The following is a 24,991-nucleotide window of genomic DNA, read 5'->3' as shown; positions in this document are numbered from 1 at the left end:
CCCTTAGCTAGCGCGCGGTGAGAATCTGCAGACGACTGCCCACGCGCTCGGCGCGGTCGGAAAGCTCGCCGATACCGTCGATGATCTTGTAGAGAAAGACCACGTCCACTGGGGGCAGCTCGTCTTCCAGCTCAAACAGCTGACGGCGAATGGCGACCTGCTGGCCGTCGGTCTGATTCTCCAGCACGTGAAGCTCGCGGATCATGTTCTGCATGACGTCGGCGACGTTGCGGCCGAAGGCCGAATCCAATAGCTCCTGAAGCTCCTCCAGCGCCTGGCGCGCCTGGGCTACGCACTTTACGCTGGTGCGGATGTAGTCGCGCATGGGGCCGGCCAGCGACTCGGGCACCCGCATCTTGCGCCCGAGCATGATGCCGGTAATGTCGCGCACCTTGTTGGCGATCTTGTCCTGTACGCTGATCAGGTCGAGCAGATCCGAGCGCGACACCGGCAGAAACATGGTGTTGGGCAGGTTCAGGCGCAGCTCGGTCTTGAGCTCGTCGGCCTCGTGCTCCAGGCGGGTGACGCTTTCGCGCAGCTTGGCGGCGCTGTCCCAGTCACTGGCGAGGGTCGCTTCAAAAAACGGCAGGAGCTGATCGGCACATTCGTTCGCCTTGACGATGTGTGCCAGCAGCGGCTGGAATGGCGAGCGGCCAAACATTGCGGAAAAAGGATTCGAGGTAACCATAAAAGCCTTTAAGCCTGTTGTGGAAAAACCTAGTGTCGAAAAGCCCGAAAACGGCAGGCGCCAGTATAAAGACTGGCCCTGCCAGCGTCACAAAAACTTCGCCGGTTCATAAAAACTTCACCCGGCTGTCATATAGAACCCGACTGCCACCTAACGCGATAGGACACGCCATGCCCCACTCAGCCCCCCAGACGGACGCGCCGGCCCCCCGGGAGATCGAACTCAAGCTGGCGCTCGCCCCCGGCGCCTCCGAGCGTCTTGTTCGCCATCCGCTGCTAACCGCCAGCGCCCCGGACGTCTCTGCGCTTGCCAACACCTACTTCGATACGCCCGCCGGTACCCTGGCCGCGGCCCGCATGGCGCTGCGGCTGCGCCGGGTCAACGGCATTACCCTGCAAACGCTGAAAACCGCCGGCCACGGCGGCGGCGGGCTGTCCACAAGAAACGAATGGGAATGGGAAGTGGCCGGCGACGCGCTGGACCTCGGCGGGCTTGCCGAGCTGGCCCCGATCAAGGCGCTCAAGGGCGACGTTCTGCCGCGGCTTGCCCCGCAGCTGCGCACCGATTTCAGCCGCCGGCGCTATGAAGTGCGCCATCGCCACAGCGTGGTAGAAGTGGCGTTGGACGAAGGCGAGATCATCGCCGGCGATGGCCGCGCGCCCATTCGCGAGCTGGAGCTTGAGCTCAAGGCCGGCAGTCCGGATGCCCTATGGGAAATGGCCGACGAGCTTGCCGGCACCGCGGCGCTGCGCCCCTCGGACAGCAGCAAGGCCGCCCGGGGCGAGGCGCTTGGCAAGGGCGACTGGCCGCTGCCCGACGCGCAAACGGCCGCTGACCGGTTCCACCTTGCCCTGCTCGCCCTGGACGCCGGCCATGACAGCGGCCGGGCGGATTTCTTTCAAGCGGCGCATCGCGCCCTGGCCGAGCTTGCCGGCCATCATCAGCTGGCCGGCGAGGAGCGGGCCCTGGCCCGGCGCCTATCCGGCGAGCTGGGTGAGGACGGCCAGCCCACCGTCGCCTTCGGCCAGGCCGCACTCGCGCTTGCCCGCTATTTCGCCCGGAGCGCGCCGCTGCGCTAAGCTGGCCTGAGCGATTTACCCACGACCCCGGCAGACGCCGCTCGCCGGGCCGACGCCGGCGCTAGGCGGGCATGATACTGAAGGGAAGCTCCATGGAACTGACACCCGGCGCGGAGGGGCTACGCACGCGCCTCTTCCACATTATTTTCGAGTCCGACACGCCCGCTGCCAAGGGCTTCGATATCGCCCTGATCGCCACCATTCTACTGGGCACCGCGGCCATTCTGCTGGACAGCGTCCTCGTCTACCACCATCGCTTCGGCACGCTGTTCAGCTATGTGGAATGGACGCTTACGGTGCTGTTTACTCTGGAGCTGGCGGTGCGGATTTACTGCCTGGAGCGGCCGTCGCTGTACCTCAAGAGCTTTTACGGCATCGTCGATATACTGGCGATCCTCCCCGCCTGGCTGGTGCTGGTCATCCCCGGCTCCCAGGGGCTGGTGATCATCCGCCTGCTGCGGGTGCTGCGGATTTTCCGCATCCTGCGGCTGATGGAGTTCGTCGGCGAGGCGCAGCTGCTGCTGGACGCGGTGAAGCGCAGCACTCACCAGATCCTGCTGTTCTTTTTGAGCATTCTCATGGTGGTGACGCTGTTTGCCGCGCTGATGTACACCATTGAGCCGGACTCGGCGGGCTTTTCCAGCATCCCTCGGTCGATCTACTGGGCCATTGTGAGCATGACCACGGTGGGCTACGGCGACATCGTGCCCGTCACCGCGCTGGGCCAGGCGATCACCATGCTGCTGATGCTGCTGGGGTATTCGATCATCGCCGTGCCCACCGGGGTGTTTTCCGCCCAGGTGATCCGCTCCATCCGCGCCGAGCGCTACTCCGACGAAGCCTGCCCCGGCTGCGGCCACGACCACCACGAAAAGCGCGCCTACTACTGCCTGCTGTGCGGCACCTGGCTGGATGAAAACAGCGAAGACCCGCGCCTGGCCCAGGACAAGGACGCCGATACCGACGACACCCCGCCCGCCACGGACACCTAGTACTCGCGAAAGTGCGTAACGTCCCCGCGCCCTTCGCGAACGATCACCGGCGGCAGCTCGCGCAGGTCGATCACGCTGGTGGGCTCCAGGTGGCAGGCGCCGCCGTCGATGATCAGGTCCAGATGCGCACCGAAGCGCTCGCGGATATCCTCGGGATCGGTCATCGGCAGGTCGTCGTCCACGGGGATCAGCGTCACGCTCATCAGCGGCTGACCCAGGGCGCTGATGAGCGCGTTGGTGATCGGGTGGTCGGGAACGCGCACGCCGATGGAGCGGCGCTTGGGATGCAGCAGCAGGCGCGGCACTTCGCTGGTCGCCGTGAGGATGTAGGTATAGGGCCCGGGGGTATGCGCCTTGAGCAGGCGGAACTCGGCGTTGTCCAGCTTGGCGTAGGTGCCGATCTCGGAAAGGTCCGAGCACACCAGGGTAAAGTTATGCTTCTGGTCAAGCGAGCGCAGCCACTTGATCTTCTCGATGGCCTTCTTTTCGCCCAGGTGGCAGCCCAGGGCATAGCCCGAGTCGGTGGGATACGCGATCACCCCGCCCTTGCGGACAATCTCCACCGCCTGGTCGATCAGACGCTTCTGCGGATTTTCCGGATGGATCTGAAAAAACTGGCTCATTGTCGCCTCTCCTTGTTGTCAACAGCGTGTTATTAACTGCGTGTTGTTAAAAGGCCTTTTTACCTCAGACGCAGCCGCGGATGCTGCCATATCGGCGGTGCCGCGGTGCGCGGCACCACGCTCATGCTGCCCGGCGCGGCGTGGCCGCCGGGGGAATGAAAGTCGCTGCCGATGGAGGCGTGCATGTCGCGCTCCACCAGCTGGCGCGCCAGGTCCCGGGTGGCGTCCGGGTTCTGCTGGCCGCTGACCAGCTCCACCGCCTGGCCGCCGGCATCAGCGAAGCTGTCCATCAGCAGGCCGCGCTTGCGCCGGGTCAGGCCGTAGCGCAGCGGGTGCGCCAGCGCGGCGACGCCGCCGGCGTCCACAATCCAACCCACGGCCTCGCCGATTTCCGGCCACTGGGCTTTTACATCGCCCTTCTTGCCGCTGCCAAGATAGCGCTTGAACGCCTCGGGAAAGTCTTTCACCAGGCCGTCGGCCACCAGCGCCCGGGCGAAGTCCGGCCGGCCCAGCGGGCGATCGCTGCCCGCCTGGGCGCGCGCCTTGGCCAGGGCGTCGGTCAGGCCGGCCTTTTCCAGCCGCTCGGCGATGACGCCGGCCCGCTCGATGCGCGCCAGGCGCTGGCGCTCGAGCCCCTCGGCCAGCGGGCTTAGTGCGCCGTCGGGCATTAACGCCACCACGTGAATGCCCACGCCCTGCCAGCGGGTAGAAAGCTCGCTTCCCGGCATAAAACCGATGCCCGCCTCCCGCGCCGCCGCTGCCGCCTCGGCCACGCCGTCCATGGTGTCGTGGTCGGTAAGCGCCATCTGCTCAAGGCCGCGCTCGGCGCACAGCGCCACCAGCTCGGTGGGCGACAGCGCCCCGTCCGACGCCGTGGAGTGCATGTGGAAATCCAGCGGGTAGCGGCGATCGGCGTCCAGAGTGGCGGGCAGTGATAAAGGCGACAGTAATAAAGACATGGGCATGACGCCGTGTAAGGAGTTTGTCAGAATACCGCTTGTCAGAACATCGCGTGTCAGAACGCAAATGTCTGGCGGCGCGCTGCGCCACGGCTATGCCGCCATAGTGCGGGCTCGGGCCAGAGCGGTCAATTGCGCCCTGTCCACTGCTTCCCTTTCGAGGAGTTATCCCCATGCTTTACGCCATCATCAGCGAAGACATCGAACAGAGCCTGGAGCGCCGCCTGGCCGCTCGCCCGGACCACCTGGCCCGGCTCGAAGCCCTGCGCGACGAAGGCCGCCTGGTGCTGGCCGGCCCCCATCCGGCCATCGACGCCGACAGCCCCGGCGAGGCGGGCTTCAGCGGCAGCCTAGTGGTGGCCGAGTTTGAAAGCCTCGACGCCGCCCGGGCCTGGGCCGACGCCGACCCTTACGTAATCGCCGGCGTCTATGCTTGGGTCAGCGTCAAGCCGTTCAATAAAGTGCTGCCCTGAAGCGGCGCCGTTGGGCGACGTCGTTTCGCTGGTTGAACACAAGGGCACGTTTTTCACAAAGGCTGTGGAAAACTCTGTGAAAAGCCGGCGGACGCTTTGCTCCAGGGCAGAAGTCGCGCCCGGCTCAACAGATTGTTTATTTTTTAACCATTTCTTACCCCACGGCGGATGCTTTCGTGACCCACGCAAACGGCGAACTGCGCTTTCCTCCCCTGCCCGCGCTTGAGGCCCTCGAGCGCCCGGTGCTTGACTGGGAAAACGGCGCGCCGCACTCCCAAGCCTTTGATGACGTGTACTTTTCCCGCCAGGACGGGCGCGCGGAAACCGAACACGTCTTCCTTGACGCCAATCGCCTACCCGAGCGCTTTACCGCCTGGCGCGAGCCTCGCGCCTTTGTCATCGGCGAGACCGGCTTTGGCACCGGCCTGAACATGCTTTGCGCCTGGGCCTGCTTTGCCCGCCACGCCCCGCCCGGCGCCCGGCTGCACCTGATATCCACAGAAAAGTACCCGCTTGAGCGCGCAAGCCTCGCCCGGGCGCTCGCCGCCTGGCCCGAGCTCGGCGCTTACGCCGAATCGCTGTGCCGCCAGTGGCCGAACGCCGTCGCCGGCGTTCACCGGCTGCGGCTGGACGAGCGCGTCACCCTGGACCTGCATTTTGGCGACGCCGCCGAGCGGCTGGGGCTTCTCGACGGCCGTGTGGATGCCTGGTTTCTCGACGGCTTTGCCCCGGCGCAGAACCCCGGCATGTGGCAGCCGGATCTATTTAATACCATGGCCGCGCGCTCCCGCCCGGGCGCCACCTTTGCTACCTTTACCTGCGCCGGCGTGGTCAAGCGCGGCCTCGCGGCGGCGGGCTTTACGTGGAAGAAAGTGCCCGGGTTCGGGCGCAAGCGCGAGATGCTCGCCGGCCACATCGACGCTCCGCCCGCCGATACGCGGCGGCAGGCCACGCCCTGGTTTATCCCGCCCGCTGTCCGGGCGGCGCAAAGCGCCGTCGTTATCGGCGCGGGTATTGCCGGGGCGAGCGTCGCCGAGGCGCTCGCCCGGCGCGGGGTGAACGTTACCGTGGTGGAAAAAACCGCGCCGGCGGCGGGCGGCTCGGGCAACCGCCAGGGCGCGCTTTACGTCAAGCTGGCGGCGGACACCAACGTGCAAAGCCGCTTTTACCTCGCCGGGCTCGAACACAGCCGCCGCTGGCTGGAGACCCTCGACCCCGGCCATACCTTGTGGCAGCCAAGCGGGGTGCTCCAGCTGGCGCTGGGCGAGAAAGAAGCCGCCCGCCAGCGGCGCTTTTGCGCCAACCACCCGCTACCGGCGGAGCTGGTAACGCTGCGGGAGCCGCCGAACTGGCGGAAAAGCGTCGGCGAGGACACCCCCGCCGAGCAGGGGCTTTATTATTCGCAGGCGGGCTGGGTGCGCCCGGCGGCGCTGTGTCAGCGGCTGCTTGAGCACCCCGGCATTACGCTTGAATACGGCGAGGCCGTCGCGCTCGAGCAGGCAAACGGCGGCTGGCGCGTGGTTCTGGCCAGCGGCCAGGCGCTCTATGCCGACCAGGTGGTTATCGCCAGCGCCCAGCTGGCCAACCGCTTTGCCCAGGCCGAGGCGCTGCCGCTTCAGCCGGTGCGCGGCCAGGTCAGCGAAATACCGCTGCCCGACGGCGTAGCGGGCCCGGAAGAGGTCGTGTGCGCCAAGGGCTACGCCCCGCCGGCGCTCGACGGCGTGCTCACCGTCGGCGCGAGCTTTGTGCCCAACGAGACCGACGCCGGCATGCGCGCGGAGGACCACGCCGGTAATCTCGGCGAGCTTCAAGGCATGCTGCCGGCGCTGTATCACGCGCTCGAGGAGGCCGGCGCCGAGCTTGACCCGGCGCGTATGGGGGGCCGGGCCGGCATTCGTGCGGCCAGCCCGGACAAAACCCCCTACGCCGGCCCGGTGCCTAACGCCGACGCCTGGCGCGAGGTCTACGCCGCCCTGGCCAAGGACGCCACCCGGTCGTTCAGCGCGCCGGGGCCGCACCATCCCGGCCTGTGGATCAGCGCTGCCCACGGCTCCCGGGGGCTATCAAGCGCGCCGCTGTGCGCCGAGGTCATCGCCTCACGAATCTGCGACGAGCCGCTGCCCGTGGAAGGTCCGCTCGCCGACCACCTGCACCCCGGCCGGCGGCTGATCCGCGCCCTCGAGCGCGGCGCCGGCGGTCGGTAATAAAACGGCGACATATCGCAACGGCTAAATATCGCCCTCTTCCTCGTCGTCGGCGATATCCCGGCCGAAGCGGCGCCACTGCTCAAGGGTCATCACCTCGGTCATCTCAAGCTCTACGTCGTGGGCGATCAGCAGCTCACCCCGCTCGAGCTGGCCCTTTAGCTCCTCGACCCAGCCGGCCATGCCGGCGCCGGTGGTGTCAGTGGTGTCGTAGCCCTGGCGGGTGACAAAGGCTTCCAGCAGCGCGTTCAGAGTATCCGCCGGCAGCATCCGCGCCGGCACTTCGATAAAGCGGCTCATCCAAAGCTCCTGTTTACTGACCTGCGTCCGGGGTCGCGGTATCCGGCTCGCCTGCTTCCCAGTCACCCAGCCGGGCGACGAAACCGGCTTCGTCCAGCACCTCGACCCCCAGCTCTTCGGCCCTGGCAAGCTTGCTTCCCGCCGCGTCGCCGGCGACCACGCAGGCGGTTTTCTTCGACACGCTGCCGGCCACTTTGGCCCCCAGCGCCTGGAGGCGCGCCTTGCCTTCGTCCCGAGTCATGCTCTCCAAAGTGCCGGTGAGCACCCAGGTCTGCCCCGCCAGGGGCGTGGGGCCGGCGGTGACTTCCTGCTCGTCCCAGTGCACCCCGGCCTCGCGCAGGGCGGCCACGGTCTCCCGGTTGTGCGGCTGGCGGAAAAAGGTATGCACGTGGGCGGCGACTACCGGCCCGACGTCGTTGACGCCTTCAAGGTCGGCCTGAGCGGCGGACTGCAGGGCATCGAGGGTGCCAAAGTGCGCGGCCAGGCCGGCGGCGGTGGCCTCGCCCACCTCGCGGATCCCCAGCGCGTAGATAAAGCGCGCAAGGGTGGTAGCTTTGGCGCTTTCCAGCGCCTCAACCAGGTTCTGTGAGGACTTCTCGGCCATGCGCGGCAGGGTTTTCAGCCGCTCGACGGAAAGCGCGAACAGATCCGCCGGGGTTTCCACCCAGCCGTTTTCTACCAGCTGATCGATGAGCTTTTCGCCCAGCCCGTCGATATCCAGCGCCCGGCGGCTGGCAAAGTGCTTGAGCGCTTCCTTGCGCTGGGCCGGGCAGAAAAGCCCGCCGGAGCAGCGCGCTACCACCTCGCCCTCGTGGCGCTCGACCTCCGAGTCGCACACCGGGCAGCGCGCGGGAAAAACGATCTCCCGGGCATCGTCGGGCCGCCTGTCCACATCCACCCGCACCACCTGGGGGATAACGTCGCCGGCCCGGCGGATCGTCACCGTATCGCCGATGCGCACGTCGAGCCGGGCGATTTCGTCGGCGTTGTGCAGGGTAGCATTGGACACGGTCACCCCGGCCACCGTCACCGGCGCGAGCCGCGCCACCGGGGTAATCGCGCCGGTGCGCCCGACCTGAAACTCGACGTCGTCGAGGCGCGTGGTTTCTTCCTGGGCGGGAAACTTCCAGGCCGTGGCCCAGCGCGGCGCCCGGGCAACAAAGCCCAGCTCGCGCTGCTGGCGCAGGTCGTTGACCTTGATCACCGCGCCGTCGATATCAAAACCCAGACCCTCGCGGCGCTCGCCCAGCGCTTCGCAGTAGTCGGCCACGGCCTTTGGCCCCTTGAGGATTTCAAGTTCGCGGCTGGTCCGAAACCCCAGCCGGGAAAGGCGCGCCATCAGCTCGCTGTGGGAGGCATCGCCCTGGTCGGGCTCAATGCGCGCGGCCTGGTAGGCGTGAAACTCCAGCGGCCGGGTCGCGGTTACCGCCGGGTCCAGCTGGCGCAGGCTGCCGGCGGCGGCGTTGCGCGGGTTGGCAAACACCTTGGCACCGGTTTCCCTGGCGTGGGCGTTGAGCGCCTCGAAGCCCGAGTGGCGCATGATCACCTCGCCGCGGACCTCAAGCAGATCCGGCACGCCGTCGCCGCGCAAAACCAGCGGCACCGACCGCAGGGTGCGCAGGTTGGAGGTGATGTCCTCGCCGGTACGCCCGTCGCCCCGGGTCGCGCCGCTAGCAAGCTCGCCGCGCTCGTAGACCAGCGATACCGCCGCGCCGTCGAGCTTGGGCTCGGCGGTGAAGGTGACCTCTTCCGCCGTGCCTTCCAGCCGTTCGGCCACGCGCTCGGCAAAGGCAAAGACGTCTTCGCGGTTGAAGGCGTTGGCAAGCGAGAGCATGGGCACGGCGTGTTCGACTTCGGGGAAGCCATCCGCCGGCGGCGCGCCCACCCGCTGGGTGGGCGAGTCAGCGGTCACCAGCGCCGGGTAGTCGGCCTCAAGACTCTGCAGCCGGCGCAGCTTGCGGTCGTAGTCGGCGTCGGTGAGCGTCGGCTCGTCGCGCACGTAGTAGCGATAGTTGGCGTCGTCAAGTGCGGCGCGCAGCGTCCGGGCCTCGTCGCGCACGGCGGCGGGCGGCGACGATGAATCAGATGAGCACATGGGAATCTCTTACGCGAGTAAAAATAAGGGGCAGTGGAAAATTCAGGCGTCTCGTAAACCGCACGCCATAATAAAACAAAAACACCCGCCTCTCATGGGCGGGTGCAATAACAAATGCGTCGGTGCGGGCTTTTACTGCGCCTGCAGCTGGCGGTGCAGCCGGTGGCGGCGCTCGAACTCGTGGACCTGCTGGCGGGCAAACTCGATGGTTTGCGCGGTCATTACGCTGTGGTTTTCGTCCTTGAGCTCGCCGCCCATGTGGCGCACCACGACCATGGCGGTTTCTACCATGGCTTCAAAGGCGGCGGCGCTCTCCTCGGCGCCGGGCAGCGGCATCAAAAAGGTGATGCCCGGGCAGGTGAAGGGCGCGCCCTCTTCCACCGGGAACGATCCCGGCTTGACCACGTTGACCATGGAAAACTGCAGCTCGCTGTCCTCGCTTTCGGTTTCGAAGCGGTGGAAAACGCCCAGCCCCTGGCTATAGCGCAGCCCGCAGGCCATCAGCAGCTCGAGCAGGCGAAGGCCGTCAAAGCCCTCGGCGTCCCGGGACATCACGCTGATGACGATGAGCTCGTCGGCGTCGGTGAGCGTCTTGCGGGCGTAGCCGCCGGGGACGTCGTTGCGCAGGGCCTTCTCGAGAATCGGCTCCATGGCCGGCTGGCTTGCCGGGCGGAAGTCGTCCTCGGGCGGGTAGGCGGCCTCCGGAGCCTCCTCGGGTGCTTCCTGAGTTGGCGCACGGCGAGCCTCTTCTGCCTGCCGCTGACGCTCTGCGGCTTCACGGGCCTGTTCTTGCTCCGCGGCTTCACGGGCCTGTTCCTGCTCCGCGGCCAGACGATCCTGCTCGGCTTTGGCAGCCAGCTGCGCCTCCTGCCGACGCTGCTTCTCTTCTTGCTCCTGCTGCCTGCGCGCCTGGCGTTCGGCCTGCTCCCTGGCCTGGACATCGGCGCGCCGGGCCTTGTCTTCCTGGCGGCGCTTTTTCGCCTCCTGCCGTGCCCGGCGGCGCTGGACAAGGCGTTTTTTCACCGAGCGGCCCATGCCCTCGATATCCACCAGCCGGTACTCTTCCTCATCCTCGTCGTCGTATTCGCCCACGGTATCGCTGCGCAGCTGGCGGCGCGACGCCGGGCGGTAGCTAACCTGATGCGCCCGGGCGTCTTCGGCCTCGGCGCGCAGGGCGAAGCCGGAAGCGGCCGGTGCTTCCTCCTCGGGCGCCTGCTCTTTTTCTTGCTCTCTTTCTCGTTCAGGCTCGGGCGCAGGCTGCGCCTCGGCGGTGTCGGCCGGCGCCTGTGGCGCTGCCGGCTGCGGCGGAACGGCGCCGAGCGTGGGCTCCTGCTGGGGCGTGGCCGTGGGCTGCGTGGCAGTTTCGGGCATCGCCATTTCCGGCTCGGCCGAAGCGCGCGGCTCGCGGCGGGGGGCGGTAAACCTTGAACGGCGCGACTCCGCAAACACCCGCGAAGGACCGGGGTGCTCGGGTTCCTGGCGCTCGAGCGGCGGCTTTTCGGCCAGGTTGCTGTAATCCGCCGGGCTCACTACCCGGGCGCCGCCGTTGGGCAGCTCCCAGTCGAGCTCGGCGTGGCGCGCGGCGGCTTCAGGGTCCCGGGCATCGGTCTTGCCCTGCGCATCGGCGCTGCCCCGTGCCTGATCCAGACGCGGAACCCGACGCTGGCGCTGAAGCCGGCGCACGCCGTCAATGACGATGAGCGAAACCAGCGCCAGCCCTAAAATGATTAGCCACTCTCTTAGTTCCATGTCGCACTTTCCATGGGTCGTTTTCCGGCTTGATGCTGCCGGCTGCTTTTACCGATTGCCTTCACCGGTGGCAAAGCCTCGTTGTCGTGTTATGCTGTATAAAATTACAGCTTCTTGTTTGCCGCTGCCGTTGTCACGTTGCTATTTACCGCTACGCTTTACCGCGCGTTTGAATATGCCATGCTGAATACTTTCTCGAACGCTATCTCAAATACTTTCTCGAACGCTATCTCAAATACTTTCTCGAACGCTATCTCAAATACTCTCTCAAACGCTATCTCAAATACTCTCTCAAACGCTATCTCAAATACTATATCTCAAGCGCTATCGTCTGCCGCGTCTCCTGCCGTTAATGCTATTTCGTACCCGGCAACACGATGAATCCTGCCTGTACTTCTACCGCAAGCATAGCCCGAGCGCCATGAGAAGCGCCAGTTTTTGCGAAATCTCACCTTTTAGCGCCGTTTTTTCCCGATTTTAGCCTCTCTGCTAACCGTATATTTACATTATCAAGCGGTATCGTCGGCAAGCGCAGCGGCTTCTTCCACGCCTACCGCAACCAGCCGTGAGACGCCGGGTTCCTGCATGGTCACCCCCATCAGGCGCTCGGATGCCTCCATGGCGATCTTGTTATGGGTAATGTAGATGAACTGCACGCTTTCCGACATCTCCTTCACCAGCTTGGCATAGCGCCCCACGTTGGCGTCGTCCAGCGGCGCGTCCACTTCGTCGAGCATGCAAAACGGCGCCGGGTTGAGCTGGAAGATGGCAAACACCAGCGACAGCGCAGTGAGCGCCTTTTCGCCGCCGGAAAGCAGATGAATGGTGCTGTTCTTCTTGCCCGGAGGGCGCGCCATGATGGCAACGCCGGTTTCCAGCAGGTCGTCCCCGGTGAGCGCAAGCCAGGCCGTGCCGCCGCCGAACACCCGGGGAAACAGCGCCTGCAGCCCGGCGTCCACTTCTTCGAAAGTGGACTTGAAGCGCACCCGGGTTTCCTGGTCGATGCGCCGAATGGCTCGTTCAAGCGTCTCCAGGGCCTCGGTGAGCTCCTCGTGCTGGGCTTCCAGGTAGTTGCGCCGCTCGGCCTGCTGGTCGTATTCCTCGATGGCGGCGAGGTTGATCGCCCCAAGCCTGCGTATTTTATCCGTGGTGGACTCGAGCGTGGCCTGCCAGCGCGACTCGTCGGCATCAGCAGGCAGGGTCTCCCCCAGGGTATCGGCGTCGAGCTCAAGCTCGGCCAGCTGCTCGTCCTGAGCGGTTGCCTTCAGCGTCAGCGCCTGGGCGTCCATGCGCCGCTGCTGAAGCTGCTCGCGGCTTTGCTCGAGGGTGCGCTCGTGGTTCTGCCGCGCCAGCTCGTCGGTGCGTAGCTGTTCGGCCAGCGCCTGGGCCTGGTCCTTGGTGTCGGTCAGTCGGCGTTCCTGCTGCTCGCGCTGGTGGAGCAGCTCTTCCAGCTCCTCACCGGCCATCTCGTCGGGCTCGAACAGTGCCTCAAGGCTTTCTTCCAGCTCGGCGATGCGCAGCGCCAGGCGCTCCTCGCCTTCGTCGCTGCGCGCGCGCTGGGCGTTCAGGCTGTCGCGTTCGACCATCAGGCGCTCGCGCTCGATGGCAAGCTCCTGCTGGCGAGCCTTCAGCGGCGCCTGCTGCTGCTCGAGGCGCTGGCGCTGTTCGCGCTGCCGCTGGCTTTCGGCCCGGGCGTCTTCGCGCTGCCCGGTGGCCTGCTCCAGGCGCTCCATGGCCTCGCCCCAGCGTTCGCGCTGCTCCTCGAGCGCAAGCGTCAGCTCGGCGTCGTCTTCTTCCAGCCGGGCAAGCTCTTCGTCAAGCTCGGCGGCGCGACTTTGCAGGTGTTCGATGCGCTGAGCCTGGCTGCGCTCGGCCAGGGCCGCCTGCTGCAGGGTGGCGGCGTGCTCGCGCTCCTGGCGAGCGTGATCTTCCCCGGCCGCCTCGAGTGCCCTCAGCCGTTCGCTGCTGTCGTCCAGCTCGCGCTGGACCTGCTCCAGCGCCGCCTGCTGCTTTTCCTGCTGCGCGGCAAGCTCGGCGTAGCGCCGGCGGGTGACCAGCAGCGCGTCGACGCCTTCGCCTTCGGCCTGCTGGCGGACGAAGCCCGGCCCCTGCCAGACGCCGTCGCGGCTGAGCACGCTCTCGCCGTGGTCAAGCGTGGACGCCAGCGCGCCGGCCTCGGCAGCGGTATCCACGCAGCGGATGCGGCCCAGCCAGTGCACCAGGGCGCCGGCGCCGGTGACCTGTTCGGCCAGAGTGCCGGAAGGCGCCGGCGCCTCGGTGTGATCCAGCAGGCACCAGTCGGCGGCGAGCGCCTCGGGCTGCGCGGCAAGCGATGCCGGCGCCGCCAGGCGGGCGCCAAGCCAAGGCGCCAGCAGCCAGGAGACCGCCGCTTCCCAGCCGGCGGCGACGTCGATGGCCTCGCCAAGCCTTGGCGCCTGTGCAAGCCCGCGCTCGGCCAGGGCGGCGTCAATGGCCGGGTCGTGGTCGGCGAGCGCCGCGTCGATCAGCGTTTGCAGCGAGGCCTGCTCGCCTTCGAGGCGGCTGAGCGCGGCCTGCGCCTCGTCCCTTCGGCGGCTCTGCTCGTTCTGGGCATCCCGGGAGCGGGCCAGAGCCTCGCGGCTGTGCTCGCGCTGCTCGGTCAGGCGTTCGGCCTCGCGCTCGGCGTCTTCCAGTGCGGCCTGCCGCTCGGCGTGGCTTTCCCTGTGCGCGGCAAGGTCGTCCATGTCGCCGCGCTGGCCCCGGCGGCGCTCGCGCTCGGCGCGCAGGCGCTGGATGCGCTGCTCCAGGTCGCGCAGCTGATCCTGGCCGCGCTCGGCGTCGCGGCTGGCTTCGCGCCAGCTTTCGTCGGCGGCGTTCTGAGCCTCCTCCGCGGCGTCCAGCGCCGGGGCGGCGTCGGCCAGCTCGGCGTCGAGGGTTTCCAGCTGCTCTTCCAGCGTCTCCATGTCCGGCAGCAGGCTGTCCAGGCGCTCGCCGATAGCCGCCAGCCGTTCGCCGTCGCCTTCGCTCACCCGGCGCTGCTCGTCGCGCTCCCGGCGGGCGGCGTCGATGTCGCTTTTCAGCTGGGCCTCGCGGCTTTTGCGGTGGCTCTGATCCTGCTCGATCCGGGCAATGCGGGTGGTGGTGGCGTAAAACGCCTGCTGGTGGCGGTCGAGCACCTCACTCAGGGCGTCGTGCTGCTCGCGCGCCTGCTCGAGGCGAGTTTCGCACTGGCGCACGCCGAAGACGTCTTTTTCCACGGCGGTTTCCAGCTCGCGAACGCGACTTTCCTGATGGTGCTGCTCGGCGCGCAGGGCCCGGCCGCGCAGCAGCGCCAGTTCGCCTTTCAGGCGATGCTCCTGCTGTTTGAGGGTCTGGTAGCGCTTGGCCGCCTCGGCCTGGCGCTTCAAGCGTTCGAGCTGCTTGTCCAGCTCTTCACGGATGTCGTCCAGGCGGTCGAGGTTTTCCTGGGTGCGGCGCATGCGGTTTTCGGTTTCCCGCCGGCGCTCCTTGTACTTGGAAATCCCCGCGGCCTCTTCAAGCGTGGCGCGCAGATCGTCCGGCCGCGCCTCGATCAGCCGGGAAATCATCCCCTGGCCGATGATGGCGTAGGAGCGCGGGCCGAGTCCCGTGCCCATGAACAAATCGGCGATGTCGCGGCGGCGGCATTTCTGACCGTTGAAGAAGTAGGTCGACTGGCCGTCCCGGGTGACCTGGCGCCGGACCGCGATTTCGGCGTACTGGGCGTACATGCCGCCCATGGCGCCGTCGCGGTTGTCGAACTTGAGCTCGATGGAGGCCTGGCCCACGGGCTTGCGCCCGGTGGAGCCGTTGAAGATCACGTCGGCCATGGATTCGCCGCGCAGGGTCTTGGCCGAGGACTCCCCCATCACCCAGCGCACGGCGTCGATGATGTTCGACTTGCCGCAGCCGTTGGGGCCGACAATGGCGGTCATGTTGCCGTCAAAGGGCACGCTGACCGGGTCCACAAAGGATTTGAACCCGGCCAGACGGATGGCGGTTAAACGCATGGCTTCACGGGCTTACTTGAAGACGCGGTTGACGGTGACGTCCACGGTGTCGCTGTCCTCAAGCGCCCCCACGGAAACGTTGTCGACGTCGCCGAACAGATCACCCGGCTGCGGCGTGGCCTGCCCCGAGGGCGACACGCGCACGACCAGGCGGACGCTGTCCTCGCCGGCGATGGAGGCCTGGGGCGACATGGCATCGTTTTCACTCAGCGTGACGGTCTCGGGGAGCGCCGACACCGTGGTGCGCACCACGGCCAGCGGCGGCTTCTCGCCTTCCAGATCCCGGGCGGTGATGAACACCGTGGCATCATTCGGCGCCTGGTCGCGCAGGGAGTCGTCCAGGGCGACCTTGACGCTAACTCCGTGACCGGCGTCGCCAGTGGCGTCGGGCTCGATACCCAGCCGCTGCTGGGCGACTTCGATCCCCTGCTTGAGCGACTCTACGGTGTCCGGATTCTGCACGTTGGCCACCGCCCGGCGCCAGCGGTCGATGGCCGCTTCGTAGTCGCCGCTCTCGAAGGCGTGGATGCCCATGACGCCGAGCATGGTCGGCTCGCGGGGATCCTTCTGGCGGATTTCATCGACCAGCGACTGCACTTCGGCGGTGAGCTCGCGGTCGGCCATGAAAAAGCGAATCTGCGCCAGCTGGGCCAGAAGCGATGCCTGGCGCCCCTCCAGCTCGATCAGGTGCTCAAGCGCATCGGCGGCTTTCTCCGGCTGGTTGGTCTGGCGGTAGAGCGGAAACAGCTCGCCCCAGACGCTGGGGTTGTCCGGCTGGCGCTCGGCCTGGGCTTCCATGCGCTCAAGATAGGTAGAAAGCGACCCTTCGGGGTCGTTCTGCACGTCCTGCTGCACGGCGTACAGCGCCAGGTCGCCTTCGGCGCCCTGCTGCTGGTACCAGAAGACGCTTGCCAGCACCACGCCTACCATAATCAGCGGCACGGCAATGCGACCGGCAGAGGCATTGCCCAGCGGGCGGTGCGACAGCCGCCGAGTGTCGTCGAGCAGGCTGCGCTCAAGCTCCAGGCGGTCTTCTTCGTACTGCGCCTCGTCGATATCGCCGCGCTCCCGGGCGGCATCCAGGGAGGCCTTGCGGCGCTTGAATATCGCTACGTTCTGTTCGGCAGCGGTGTCGTTGGCTTCGTCTTCGGCCAGGGTGTCGTGCAGGCGGCGCGACTGGCGCAGCGGCAGCACCAGAAACCAGAGCGCGAGGGCCAGCAGTACGGCAAACCCGATCCACAGCGGTGTCATGGCGACCTCTTGCGGTTAATCAATGCATCAAGGCGGGCGCGCTCCTCGGCACTCAGCGAAGCCGACGAAGCGCTGCGCCGCGCGCGTACGATAAGCACTACCAGCAGAGCGCCGGCGAGCAGCAGCGCCAGGGGGATGCCCCAGAGCAGGTAGGTGCGGTTTTCCAGCCGCGGGTTGTACAGTATGTACTCGCCGAAGCGGTCCACCATGTGGTTGATGATTTCCGTGTCCGACTGGCCGTCCTGCAGCAGCATGTACACGCGGTCGCGCATATCGCCGGAAATGGGCGCATCGGAGTCGTTGATGGCCTGGTTTTCGCACAGCGGACAGCGCATGGACCCGGTGAGGTCGCGGTAGCGCTCCTTCATCACCGGGGTGTCGAAGTCGCGTATTTCGATGCTGTCCCCCACTGCCTGGGTGGCGCAGACCAGCAACAGGGCAGCCGTTAGCCAGCGAATCAGCGGCGCCATTTTTCCACCTCCGGCACGATCACGTCGCGCACGTCTTCGGGGGCGATATAGCCCGTGTGGTGATAGCGGATGACCCCGTCGGCATCCACCAGAAAGGTTTCCGGGGCGCCGTAGACGCCAAGATCAAAGCCCAGGTCGCCTTCGGGGTCGAAAATATTGACCTCAAACGGGTCGCCGAACTCGTCGAGGAACTGGTGGGCCTTGTCCCGGGTATCGCGATAATTGACGCCCACCATGCGGATACCGCGATCCTCCAGATCCAGCAGCTGGGGCATTTCCTGCTTGCACGCCGGGCACCACTCGCCCCAGACGTTGACCAGGGTGACCTCGCCTTCGAGCAGGCTTTCATCCACGGTGCGGTTGGGGTCGTCGAGGGTCGAGGTGCTGAAGGCGGGAAATTCCCGGGCGATCAGCGCCGAGTCGCGGTACGACGGGTCCATGCCCAGCCGGTAGTAGAAAAACGCCGCGAGCCCCAGAAAGGCGATGAGCGGCAAAAACAGCAGCAATCGACGCTTCATGCGCTCGCCTCCGCGGATGTGGGCACGCCCGTGGCGTTGGCGCGCTCGACGCGGCGGTTACGCCCCGGCACCCGCACCCGGCGATAGCGCTTGTCGATCACCGCGAGCACGCCGCCGGCCGCCATCAGCAGCCCGCCAAGCCACAGCCAGCGCACCAGGGGCTTGTACTGCAGGCGAATGGCCCAGCTGCCGTCGCCGAGGTCTTCGCCCATGGCCACGTAAAGGTCGCGGGTGAAGCCGGCGCGCAGCGCCACCTGGGTCATGGGCATGCCGGTCGCCAGATACAGACGCTTTTCCGGGCGCATCATGAAATGGCTGCCGTTTTCGCGCTCGACGCGGATAATCCCGGTGTCGGCGAGGTAGTTGGGCCCGCGGCGCTCGGTAAAGTCCTGCATGTGGAAGGTATAGCCGGCCATTTCCACCGAATCGCCCGGCGCCATGCGCACGTTGCGTTCGATGTTATCGTTGGACACCACGGCCACACCAACCATGGTCACCGCAATCCCCAGGTGGCCAAGCACCATGCCCCAGTAGGACAGCGAAATCCGCCTGAAGCCGCGGCCCACGCTGCTGGCCGAACGCACCCGGGAGACGATATCGCGCACCATGGGCAGCACGATCCACAGCGCCAGTATCATGCCGAGCATGACCTTGGCGTTCCATTCGGGCCCGTAAAACAGCGGGATAGTCGCGCCCAGCACCACCGCGGCCACGCCGGAAAGCCATACCCGGGAGACAAGCTCCCGGCCCGGCATCTGCTTCCAGCGGGCGATCGGCCCAAGCCCCATGAACAGGCTCATGATCGTTACCAGCGGCACGAACAGCGCGTTGAAGTACGGCGGGCCCACGCTGATCTTGCCAAGCCCCAGGGCGTCGAGAATGAGCGGGTAGAGCGTGCCCAAGAGCACAGTCACGGTCAAGATAACCAGCAGGATGTTGTTGACCAGCAGGAGCGAATCCCGGGACAGCCAGTTAAACCCGACCTTGTGGCTCACCCGCGGCGCGCGCAGGGCGAACACCAGCAGCGACAGCGTCACGGTGATGGCCAAAAGCACCAGGATAAAGAGCCCCCGGGACGGGTCGTTGGCAAAGGCGTGGACCGAGGTGAGCACGCCGGAGCGCACCAGGAAGGTGCCCATCAGCGACAGCGAAAAGGTGGCAATGGCCAAAAGTACCGTCCAGCTCTTGAACGAGCCGCGCTTTTCGGTCACCGCCAGGGAGTGGATGAGCGCCGTGCCCGCAAGCCAGGGCAGTAATGAGGCGTTTTCCACCGGGTCCCAGAACCACCAGCCGCCCCAGCCAAGCTCGTAGTAGGCCCACCAGCTGCCGAGCGCAATCCCCACCGTGAGAAACGCCCAGGCGGCGTTGGTCCAGGGGCGCGCCCAGCGGGTCCAGGCGGCGTCAAGCCGCCCGCCCAGCAGCGCGGCAATGGCAAAGGCAAACACCACCGAAAAGCCCACGTAGCCCATGTACAGCATCGGCGGGTGCACCACCAGGCCAAAGTCCTGGAGCAGCGGGTTCAGGTCGGTGCCGTCGTCGGGCATGTTGGGCAAGAGCCGCGCGAAGGGGTTGGAGGTGACCAGCACAAACAGCAGGAAGCCGGCGCCGATCGTCCCCAGAATGCCGGTCACCCGGGCCACCATGTCCCGGGGCAGCTTGCGCGACCAAAGCGATGCCAAAAGCCCCCAGACCGAGAGCATCAAACTCCATAAAAGCACCGAGCCTTCGTGGTTGCCCCACACCGCGCTTAGCTTGTAGTACCACGGCAGCAGCGAGTTGGAGTTGTTGGCCACGGTGGCCACGCTGAAATCATCCAGCATGTAGCTTGCCGTGAGGCACAGATAGGCAATGGCGAGAAACACAAACTGCCCGGCGGCCATGGGCCGGTCAAAGGCCATCCACAGCGGCCGCCGGGTGGCGGCACCGGCAAGCGGCACCACCGCCTGCAGCAACGCCATCATCAGCGCAATGATCAGCGCAAAATGGCCAATTTCAGGAATCATTTTCGTCAACATGGGCGCTCCGGTATCGCGGGAGCAGCTGCGAAAGTAGCTGCGGCGTCGGTGTCAGGGTCTGTCAAAATCGTTACGCGGGTCGCGGTCAGGGCCATTGCCGGCGCGGCTAGCTGCCGGCGGCCGACTCGGCGGCCTTCTCGGCGTAGTCCGAGGGCTGGTAGCCCGCTTCTTCCAGCGCATCGGCCACTTCCGGCGGCATATAGTTTTCGTCGTGGCGCGCCATCACCTGATCGGCGCGAAAGCGGCCGTTTTCCTGCAGCTCGCCAACGATTACCACACCCTGCCCTTCGCGGAACAGGTCCGGCAGTATCCCGCTGAAATAAACGTCAAGCTCGCCAACATAGTCGGTCACGGTGAACTCGACATTAAGGCTTTCCGGATCGCGCGCCACGGTGCCTTCCTTGACCATGCCGCCGGCGCGTATCTGGCGCTCGATGGGCGCATTGCCCTCGGCGATTTCCACCGGGCTGAAAAACAGGTTGATGTTGCTGCGCAGGGCGTAAAGCGTCAGCCCCACGGCTACGGCGGCCAGGCTGACCAGGCCGAGGATGACAAAGAGTTTCTGCTTGCGCTTAGGTGTCATAGTGACCTCCGCCTTCGGCCGCGGGTTCCGCGGTGCCGGACCTGGGCGCGCTACGCTGCGCCTGCTCACGCCGCTCGCGGCGCTCAAGTCCCTTGGTGAGCTGGCGACGCTCGAGGCGCGCATGCCATACCGACGCCAGCAGAAGAAACAGCGTAACGCCCCAGGCCGACCACACGTAAGGCGCGTGGCCGCCCATGGCGATAAAATCAGCAAACGAAGTAAACGCCATCTATCGCGTCTCCTGGAAAAGCTCTCGGACCCAGCGTTTGCGAGACTCCCGGCGCAGGATCTCGCTGCGCGTGCGCATCAGCGTCAGGGCGATGAAAAAGCTGTAGAAGCCAAGCACCATCACCAGCAGCGGCAGCCACATGTCGACGGGCATCGCCGGTCTTGACGTCACGCTGAAGGTGGCCGGCTGGTGCAGGGTGTACCACCAGTCCACCGAGTATTTGATGATAGGGATATTAATCACCCCGACCATGGCCAACACCGACGCCGCCCGGGCGCCGCCGTCGCGGCTGGAAAAGGCGCCGCGCAGGGCAATAACCCCCAGGTACAGAAACAGCAGGATCAGCATCGACGTCAGGCGGGCGTCCCACATCCACCAGGTGCCCCAGGTGGGCACGCCCCACACCGCGCCGGAAAACAGCGCAACGAACGTCATCGCCGCACCAAACGGCGCCATGACCTTGGCGGCCATGTCGGCGATCTTGATTTTCCAGACCATGAACACCAGCCCCGCGGCGGCCATGCTGATAAACACCGACTGGGCCAGAAACGCCGCCGGCACGTGGATATAGATAATGCGGAAACTGTTGCCCTGCTGATAGTCGGCCGGGGCGAAGGCCAGCCCCCAGACGGTGCCGGCGACGATCAGCACCGCCGCCAGGGCCCAGAACCAGGGCTGCAGTCTGGCACTGATGGCATAAAACCATTTAGGCGACCCGAGCTTGTGAATAAACGCCCACATAGTGGTTTTCCTCAACCGTTGAGACTAATACGCAGCGCGGCGGCAATCGCCCAGGGCGAGAGCGCCAGCGACGCCGCCAGCAGCGCCCCGAGTATCGCCAGATGCGCCCCGGCGCCGTCGCCCATGATAGCGGCCTGCACGGCCCCGGCGCCGAAGATGAGCACGGGGATATAAAGCGGCAGCACCAAAAGCGACAGCAGCACGCCGCCCCGGGAAAGACCCACCGTCAGCGCCGCGCCGATGGCGCCGATGAGGCTCAGGCTGGCGCTACCCAGCGCCAGCGACAGCGACAGCACGCCGTAGCTTCCCGCCGGCAGCGAAAGCATGACGCCCAGCACCGGCGCCATCAGCGCAAGCGGCAGCCCGGTCAACAGCCAATGCACCGCCACCTTGGCAAGCGACAGCGCCGCCAGCGGCTGGGGCGCAAGCAGCAGCTGCTCGAGGCTGCCGTCCTCAAAGTCGCCGCGAAACAGGCTATCCAGCGAGAGCAGCGCGGCAAGCAGCGCGGCCACCCACAAAAGCCCCGGCGCGATGCGCTGCAAAAGATCCGGATCCGGCGAGATACCGATGGGAAACAGGGTGATCACCAAGGCAAAAAACACCAGCGGGTTGATCACCTCGCCGCGGCTTCGCAGCATCAGCACCAGATCGCGCCTGAGCGTCGCCGTAAGCGCGACGGCCGCCCCGCCCCGGGCCTCCTTAAGCTCGCCAATCGCCTCCGGGTCGGCGGGTTGCCGCGGGCTTGCCGTCAGTGTTGTGTCGTCCGCCATGGTCTTGTCCATTACTTACCGCCTTTAGTGCTCCGGCCCGCCCTTGTTGCCCAGCGGCAGTCGCCGCAGCCGCGAAGACGCTGCCAGCTCGTGGTGCGTGGTCACAATCACGCAGCCCCCGGCCCGCGCATGGGCGTCAAGTGCGGCCTCCAGCGCCGCCACGCCGTCGCGGTCGATGGCGGTGAAGGGCTCGTCAAGCACCCACAGCGCGCGCGGCGTGAGCGTCAGCCGCGCCAGCGCCACCCGGCGCTGCTGGCCCGCCGAGAGCTGCCCGGCGGGCACGTCTTCAAACCCCGCGAGGCCGACGTTGGCCAGCGCCTCGAGGCGCCCGGTCTCGCGGCCGCGCTCGCCGCCCAGGGCCTGGTACCAGGCCAGGTTTTCCAGCGGTGAAAGCCCCGCCTTGACCCCCGGCGCATGGCCCAGATACAGCAAATTGGCCAGAAACGACTCCCGCGCCTTGTGCAGGGGCTGGCCGTTCCAGAAAAGCGCCCCTTCATAGTCACTCAGCTGGCCCGCGAGAATCTTCAACAGCGTCGTTTTGCCACAGCCGTTGGGCCCCTCTACGCGCACAATTTCACCGCTTTGGATATCCACGTCGAGATCGGTAAACAGCCAGCGGTCATCGCGCTCGCAGGCAAGTTTCCGGGCTTGAAGGCACAGGCTCAAGAGGTCTCTCCAGGCAGACGATGGCGCTGGGACTTTACAGGTAAAGCCCGCCGCTCGCCAGTCGTCCTGCGACTCACGGCCGCAGAGACGGCGCCGCTTTGCCGCCCTTGAGCGCCCGGCAGCAAAGCGGCCGGTAAGGGAAACGTCCGGCCGGCCCTTTAACTGTATTTAAAAACAGATAGACTCTATAAAGCTGTATAGAAAACCATGTAAATAAATCCAGCGTATGGATTACAAGCCTCGCCGCACCGGTACAGGCCTCCCTGCCCGAGTGCGACCGGCTTGCCGTTACCGGAGATGCCCGATGCTTGCCCAGCCCGCTACCCTGCCGACTGCTCCCGCCCCCGCTTCCGGCCGCGGCCTACGCCGCGCCGGCCGTCGCTGCGCGATACGCAACACCTATGCCATCCGGGTGCGCCGCCACGACCCGCGCGATTGCCAGCTGTTCACCGGTGATGTCATCATCATCCGCCGCCTTCAGCACGGCGCCCATGAAACGGCCACGGCAGAAATCAACCAGCGCACCCTGACGCTTGAGCAGCTCATCATCAAGCGCGACGGTCTGCACCTGATCTTTGCCGGCGACGAACGGCCGGCGGTATTTCTGCACAATCGCGACATCGAGGTGCTGAGCCTGGTCATGGGCACCGAGCATCATGCAACGGAGCATTAATGCGCTACTTCATTCCCCGACCGGCGCCGGATTCACCCCACTACGCGGAGATCGACGTCGAGAAAAGCCGGTTCATTGCCTGGCTGTGCCATACGCCTACCCCGGGTGATTTCGACACCCTGCTGGCCGCGGCCAAAAGCGCCCACCCGGGCGCCAGCCATCACTGCACGGCCTTTATTGCCGGCCCGCCCGGCGAGCAGCAGGACATCGGCTTTTCCGACGACGGCGAGCCCGGCGGCACCGCCGGTCGGCCGATGTATCAGGTGCTGGACGGCAGCGGCCTGGGTGAGCTCGGCTGCGTGGTCATCCGCTATTTTGGCGGCACCAAGCTCGGTACCGGCGGGCTTGCCCGCGCCTATGCCCAAGCGGTGAGCACCGCCCTTGAAAGCCTGCCCACCCGGGAGGTCGTCGAGCGCGACGCCTACACCCTGCGGCTCGATTTTGCCCAGGAAGCCGAGGCCCGCGCCTGGTGCAGCGATAACGACATTCCCGTCACCGGCGCCGACTACGACGGCGAAGGCGTTTGCCTGACGCTTGCCTGGCCTCGGGACGCAGCGGTTGACCCGGCACCGCTGGAAAACCGCCTGAAAGCCGGCGTCACCTTAACCGCCGCTACCCAAGACGCCACCCCATGAGCCGCCGTACGCCATACGGCCGGATCGGCCTTGCCCCCATGGAAGGCGTAATCGACGCCCTGACCCGTGAGCTTCTTACCGCCCGCCCGGGTTTTGACTGGACCGTCACCGAGTTTGTTCGCGTGGTAGACGCCCGCCTGCCGCCCCGGGTGTTCTACAAACACTGCCCGGAGCTTGAAACCGGGGCCAACGCTACGCCCACCGGCGTGCCGGTGCACCTTCAGCTGCTGGGCTCGGACAGCCGGGCGCTTGCCGCCAACGCCCATCAGGCGGTCAGGCTGGGTGCTACGGCCATCGACATCAACTTCGGCTGCCCGGCCAAGCTGGTCAACCGCCACGACGGCGGCGCCTCGCTTCTGCGCCGCCCGGAGCGGGTCTACCAGGCTACCCGGGCGGTGGTGGACGCCGCCGCCGGGGAAATCCCCGTCACCGCCAAGATCCGCCTGGGCTTTGCCGACCGCCGCCAGGCCGTCGCCTGCGGCCAGGCCGCCGAGGCCGGCGGCGCCTGCCGGCTGACGGTGCACGCGCGCACCCGCAACGAAGGCTACCGGCCGCCGGCCCACTGGGAGTGGATCGGCAAAATACGCCGCCGGCTGGCTATCCCCGTGGTGGCCAACGGCGATATCTGGACGCTCGAGGACTACTGGAAGGCGCGCACCCTCTCCGGCTGCGCTGACGTGATGCTCGGCCGCAGCGCGCTTGCCGACCCTTGGCTTGCCGGCCGCATCCGCCACTGGCAGCAAACCGGCGAGCGCCTGGCCGACACCACCTGGGCCATGCGCGCCGGCGTGCTCACGGACTACGCCCGCCGCCAGCGGCAAAAGCTGCCCGAGCGCATCGTCACCTCGCTGGTCAAGCAGTGGCTTTCGCAGATGCGCCAGGGCAACGTCGAAGCCGGCGCGCACTTCCAGCGCGTCAAGCGCCTGACGGATCTGGATGCGCTGCTTGAGGCGCTCGCTGAACCGGCAGCAAACACCCCGCCCCTCGTCGACACGGCATAAAATCGGGTAGGGGCCGGGGTTGCCCCCGGCGCCCTCCCACACCACCGTACGTACCGTTCGGTATACGGCGGTTCATGAAGAACGGTTAAGCCCTCTTACCGTATCGAGTACCGAGATCATGCCCTGCCGATCGAACCACTTGCGTGACAGGGCCTGATTCATGTGCGAGGCGCCGGCATTCCACCAGGGACCTCGCCCATTCCCCGCTGACTTCCAGGCACGCTGACCATCCAAGCCCAGCGCCAGAAGCTTGCGGCGCCGGGTCTTTGG

Annotated in this window: 23 protein-coding genes and 1 pseudogene; 7 read left to right on the top strand and 17 right to left on the bottom strand. The window is 66.5% G+C overall.

Going from position 1 to position 24,991, the window contains the following annotated elements; genetic code table 11:
- Window positions 1-7: 7 nt before the first annotated feature.
- Window positions 8-688: a TIGR00153 family protein gene (locus RS027_RS11065; protein WP_311956858.1), complete on the bottom strand. Its 681-nt coding sequence runs from the start codon at window positions 686-688 to the stop codon at window positions 8-10.
- Between the two features lie 170 nt (window positions 689-858).
- Here RS027_RS11065 and RS027_RS11060 point away from each other — a divergent pair, with 170 nt between their 5' ends.
- Together RS027_RS11060 and RS027_RS11055 are read left to right on the top strand one after the other, a co-directional pair.
- A complete protein-coding gene (locus tag RS027_RS11060) occupies window positions 859-1,767 on the top strand; it encodes a CYTH domain-containing protein (RefSeq protein WP_311956855.1) in 909 nt (302 codons plus the stop codon).
- A 92-nt stretch (window positions 1,768-1,859) separates the two neighbouring features.
- Window positions 1,860-2,759 carry an ion transporter gene (locus RS027_RS11055; protein ID WP_311956852.1) on the top strand — a complete coding sequence of 300 codons (900 nt, stop codon included), beginning with the start codon at window positions 1,860-1,862 and terminating at the stop codon, window positions 2,757-2,759.
- On the opposite strand, the gene RS027_RS11050 is transcribed toward RS027_RS11055, so the two are convergent.
- Entirely contained in the window at window positions 2,756-3,382 is a 627-nt protein-coding gene (locus RS027_RS11050; protein ID WP_311956850.1) for an L-threonylcarbamoyladenylate synthase, read from the bottom strand. The genes RS027_RS11055 and RS027_RS11050 overlap by 4 nt on opposite strands.
- A gap of 59 nt (window positions 3,383-3,441) precedes the next feature.
- Window positions 3,442-4,341 (bottom strand): PHP domain-containing protein, encoded by a 900-nt coding sequence (locus tag RS027_RS11045; protein ID WP_311956847.1) that lies wholly within the window; start codon window positions 4,339-4,341, stop codon window positions 3,442-3,444.
- A gap of 173 nt (window positions 4,342-4,514) precedes the next feature.
- Here RS027_RS11045 and RS027_RS11040 point away from each other — a divergent pair, with 173 nt between their 5' ends.
- A complete protein-coding gene (locus tag RS027_RS11040; RefSeq protein WP_311956845.1) occupies window positions 4,515-4,814 on the top strand; it encodes a YciI family protein in 300 nt (99 codons plus the stop codon).
- Window positions 4,815-4,990: 176 nt separating this feature from the next.
- Window positions 4,991-7,018 carry a bifunctional tRNA (5-methylaminomethyl-2-thiouridine)(34)-methyltransferase MnmC2/FAD-dependent 5-carboxymethylaminomethyl-2-thiouridine(34) oxidoreductase MnmC1 gene (gene mnmC / locus RS027_RS11035; protein ID WP_311956843.1) on the top strand — a complete coding sequence of 676 codons (2,028 nt, stop codon included), beginning with the start codon at window positions 4,991-4,993 and terminating at the stop codon, window positions 7,016-7,018.
- 24 nt (window positions 7,019-7,042) lie between these two features.
- On the opposite strand, the gene RS027_RS11030 is transcribed toward mnmC, so the two are convergent.
- From RS027_RS11030 to ccmA, 13 genes are all read right to left on the bottom strand, one after another.
- Window positions 7,043-7,318 carry a YheU family protein gene (locus RS027_RS11030; protein ID WP_311956840.1) on the bottom strand — a complete coding sequence of 92 codons (276 nt, stop codon included), beginning with the start codon at window positions 7,316-7,318 and terminating at the stop codon, window positions 7,043-7,045.
- A 13-nt stretch (window positions 7,319-7,331) separates the two neighbouring features.
- Window positions 7,332-9,413 (bottom strand): NAD-dependent DNA ligase LigA, encoded by a 2,082-nt coding sequence (ligA, locus tag RS027_RS11025; protein WP_311956839.1) that lies wholly within the window; start codon window positions 9,411-9,413, stop codon window positions 7,332-7,334.
- A gap of 132 nt (window positions 9,414-9,545) precedes the next feature.
- Entirely contained in the window at window positions 9,546-11,162 is a 1,617-nt protein-coding gene (locus tag RS027_RS11020; protein ID WP_311956838.1) for a cell division protein ZipA, read from the bottom strand.
- Between the two features lie 509 nt (window positions 11,163-11,671).
- Window positions 11,672-15,169, bottom strand: coding sequence for a chromosome segregation protein SMC (gene smc / locus RS027_RS11015; protein WP_311956836.1), 3,498 nt, complete (start codon window positions 15,167-15,169; stop codon window positions 11,672-11,674).
- A 12-nt stretch (window positions 15,170-15,181) separates the two neighbouring features.
- Window positions 15,182-16,420: a c-type cytochrome biogenesis protein CcmI gene (ccmI, locus tag RS027_RS11010; RefSeq protein ID WP_311956834.1), complete on the bottom strand. Its 1,239-nt coding sequence runs from the start codon at window positions 16,418-16,420 to the stop codon at window positions 15,182-15,184.
- Entirely contained in the window at window positions 16,417-16,890 is a 474-nt protein-coding gene (locus RS027_RS11005; protein WP_311956832.1) for a cytochrome c-type biogenesis protein, read from the bottom strand. Before RS027_RS11005 ends, ccmI begins: the two co-directional genes overlap by 4 nt.
- Complete coding sequence (locus RS027_RS11000) at window positions 16,878-17,408, bottom strand: DsbE family thiol:disulfide interchange protein (protein ID WP_311956830.1); 531 nt, start codon at window positions 17,406-17,408, stop codon at window positions 16,878-16,880. The genes RS027_RS11005 and RS027_RS11000 overlap by 13 nt, the downstream gene beginning before the upstream one ends.
- Complete coding sequence (locus RS027_RS10995) at window positions 17,405-19,423, bottom strand: heme lyase CcmF/NrfE family subunit (protein ID WP_311956828.1); 2,019 nt, start codon at window positions 19,421-19,423, stop codon at window positions 17,405-17,407. Before RS027_RS10995 ends, RS027_RS11000 begins: the two co-directional genes overlap by 4 nt.
- A 106-nt stretch (window positions 19,424-19,529) precedes the next feature.
- Complete coding sequence (ccmE, locus tag RS027_RS10990) at window positions 19,530-20,006, bottom strand: cytochrome c maturation protein CcmE (RefSeq protein ID WP_311956826.1); 477 nt, start codon at window positions 20,004-20,006, stop codon at window positions 19,530-19,532.
- Complete coding sequence (gene ccmD / locus RS027_RS10985; RefSeq protein ID WP_311956824.1) at window positions 19,996-20,235, bottom strand: heme exporter protein CcmD; 240 nt, start codon at window positions 20,233-20,235, stop codon at window positions 19,996-19,998. The genes ccmE and ccmD overlap by 11 nt, the downstream gene beginning before the upstream one ends.
- The gene (locus tag RS027_RS10980) at window positions 20,236-20,976 is read right to left on the bottom strand and encodes a heme ABC transporter permease (RefSeq protein WP_311956822.1); all 741 of its coding nucleotides are present in this window, start codon (window positions 20,974-20,976) and stop codon (window positions 20,236-20,238) included.
- Window positions 20,977-20,987: 11 nt separating this feature from the next.
- The gene (gene ccmB / locus RS027_RS10975) at window positions 20,988-21,758 is read right to left on the bottom strand and encodes a heme exporter protein CcmB (RefSeq protein WP_311956820.1); all 771 of its coding nucleotides are present in this window, start codon (window positions 21,756-21,758) and stop codon (window positions 20,988-20,990) included.
- A gap of 12 nt (window positions 21,759-21,770) precedes the next feature.
- Window positions 21,771-22,358, bottom strand: a complete 588-nt coding sequence (gene ccmA / locus RS027_RS10970; protein ID WP_446497136.1) for a cytochrome c biogenesis heme-transporting ATPase CcmA — start codon at window positions 22,356-22,358, stop codon at window positions 21,771-21,773.
- 358 nt (window positions 22,359-22,716) lie between these two features.
- Between ccmA and RS027_RS10965 the strand changes: the two genes are divergently transcribed.
- The 3 genes from RS027_RS10965 to RS027_RS10955 are packed head-to-tail and all read left to right on the top strand — an operon-like array spanning window position 22,717 to window position 24,721.
- Window positions 22,717-23,085, top strand: a complete 369-nt coding sequence (locus RS027_RS10965) for a hypothetical protein (protein ID WP_311956817.1) — start codon at window positions 22,717-22,719, stop codon at window positions 23,083-23,085.
- Window positions 23,085-23,720 carry an IMPACT family protein gene (locus tag RS027_RS10960; RefSeq protein ID WP_311956815.1) on the top strand — a complete coding sequence of 212 codons (636 nt, stop codon included), beginning with the start codon at window positions 23,085-23,087 and terminating at the stop codon, window positions 23,718-23,720. Before RS027_RS10965 ends, RS027_RS10960 begins: the two co-directional genes overlap by 1 nt.
- Window positions 23,721-23,758: 38 nt before the next feature.
- The gene (locus RS027_RS10955) at window positions 23,759-24,721 is read left to right on the top strand and encodes a tRNA dihydrouridine synthase (RefSeq protein ID WP_311956880.1); all 963 of its coding nucleotides are present in this window, start codon (window positions 23,759-23,761) and stop codon (window positions 24,719-24,721) included.
- A 72-nt stretch (window positions 24,722-24,793) separates the two neighbouring features.
- On the opposite strand, the pseudogene RS027_RS10950 reads toward RS027_RS10955, so the two are convergent.
- Window positions 24,794-24,991, bottom strand: a pseudogene (locus tag RS027_RS10950) (group II intron reverse transcriptase/maturase); the annotation flags it as partial.

It is taken from the genome of Halomonas garicola, from assembly GCF_031935715.1.
In the GTDB taxonomy this organism is placed as follows: domain Bacteria; phylum Pseudomonadota; class Gammaproteobacteria; order Pseudomonadales; family Halomonadaceae; genus Vreelandella; species Vreelandella garicola.
The sequence above is the reverse complement of the archived record's forward strand: the minus strand, read 5'-3'. Positions and strand labels throughout refer to the sequence as shown.

Bases quoted from the DNA above. Each gene is read 5' to 3' on its own strand.
- RS027_RS11065 (WP_311956858.1), bottom strand. From the start codon at position 688: ATGGTTACCTCGAATCCTTTTTCCGCAATGTTTGGCCGCTCGCCATTC.
- RS027_RS11060 (WP_311956855.1), top strand. From the start codon at position 859: ATGCCCCACTCAGCCCCCCAGACGGACGCGCCGGCCCCCCGGGAGATC.
- RS027_RS11055 (WP_311956852.1), top strand. From the start codon at position 1,860: ATGGAACTGACACCCGGCGCGGAGGGGCTACGCACGCGCCTCTTCCAC.
- RS027_RS11050 (WP_311956850.1), bottom strand. From the start codon at position 3,382: ATGAGCCAGTTTTTTCAGATCCATCCGGAAAATCCGCAGAAGCGTCTG.
- RS027_RS11045 (WP_311956847.1), bottom strand. From the start codon at position 4,341: ATGTCTTTATTACTGTCGCCTTTATCACTGCCCGCCACTCTGGACGCC.
- RS027_RS11040 (WP_311956845.1), top strand. From the start codon at position 4,515: ATGCTTTACGCCATCATCAGCGAAGACATCGAACAGAGCCTGGAGCGC.
- RS027_RS11030 (WP_311956840.1), bottom strand. From the start codon at position 7,318: ATGAGCCGCTTTATCGAAGTGCCGGCGCGGATGCTGCCGGCGGATACT.
- ligA (WP_311956839.1), bottom strand. From the start codon at position 9,413: ATGTGCTCATCTGATTCATCGTCGCCGCCCGCCGCCGTGCGCGACGAG.
- RS027_RS11020 (WP_311956838.1), bottom strand. From the start codon at position 11,162: ATGGAACTAAGAGAGTGGCTAATCATTTTAGGGCTGGCGCTGGTTTCG.
- smc (WP_311956836.1), bottom strand. From the start codon at position 15,169: ATGCGTTTAACCGCCATCCGTCTGGCCGGGTTCAAATCCTTTGTGGAC.
- ccmI (WP_311956834.1), bottom strand. From the start codon at position 16,420: ATGACACCGCTGTGGATCGGGTTTGCCGTACTGCTGGCCCTCGCGCTC.
- RS027_RS11005 (WP_311956832.1), bottom strand. From the start codon at position 16,890: ATGGCGCCGCTGATTCGCTGGCTAACGGCTGCCCTGTTGCTGGTCTGC.
- RS027_RS11000 (WP_311956830.1), bottom strand. From the start codon at position 17,408: ATGAAGCGTCGATTGCTGCTGTTTTTGCCGCTCATCGCCTTTCTGGGG.
- RS027_RS10995 (WP_311956828.1), bottom strand. From the start codon at position 19,423: ATGTTGACGAAAATGATTCCTGAAATTGGCCATTTTGCGCTGATCATT.
- ccmE (WP_311956826.1), bottom strand. From the start codon at position 20,006: ATGACACCTAAGCGCAAGCAGAAACTCTTTGTCATCCTCGGCCTGGTC.
- ccmD (WP_311956824.1), bottom strand. From the start codon at position 20,235: ATGGCGTTTACTTCGTTTGCTGATTTTATCGCCATGGGCGGCCACGCG.
- RS027_RS10980 (WP_311956822.1), bottom strand. From the start codon at position 20,976: ATGTGGGCGTTTATTCACAAGCTCGGGTCGCCTAAATGGTTTTATGCC.
- ccmB (WP_311956820.1), bottom strand. From the start codon at position 21,758: ATGGACAAGACCATGGCGGACGACACAACACTGACGGCAAGCCCGCGG.
- RS027_RS10965 (WP_311956817.1), top strand. From the start codon at position 22,717: ATGCTTGCCCAGCCCGCTACCCTGCCGACTGCTCCCGCCCCCGCTTCC.
- RS027_RS10960 (WP_311956815.1), top strand. From the start codon at position 23,085: ATGCGCTACTTCATTCCCCGACCGGCGCCGGATTCACCCCACTACGCG.
- RS027_RS10955 (WP_311956880.1), top strand. From the start codon at position 23,759: ATGGAAGGCGTAATCGACGCCCTGACCCGTGAGCTTCTTACCGCCCGC.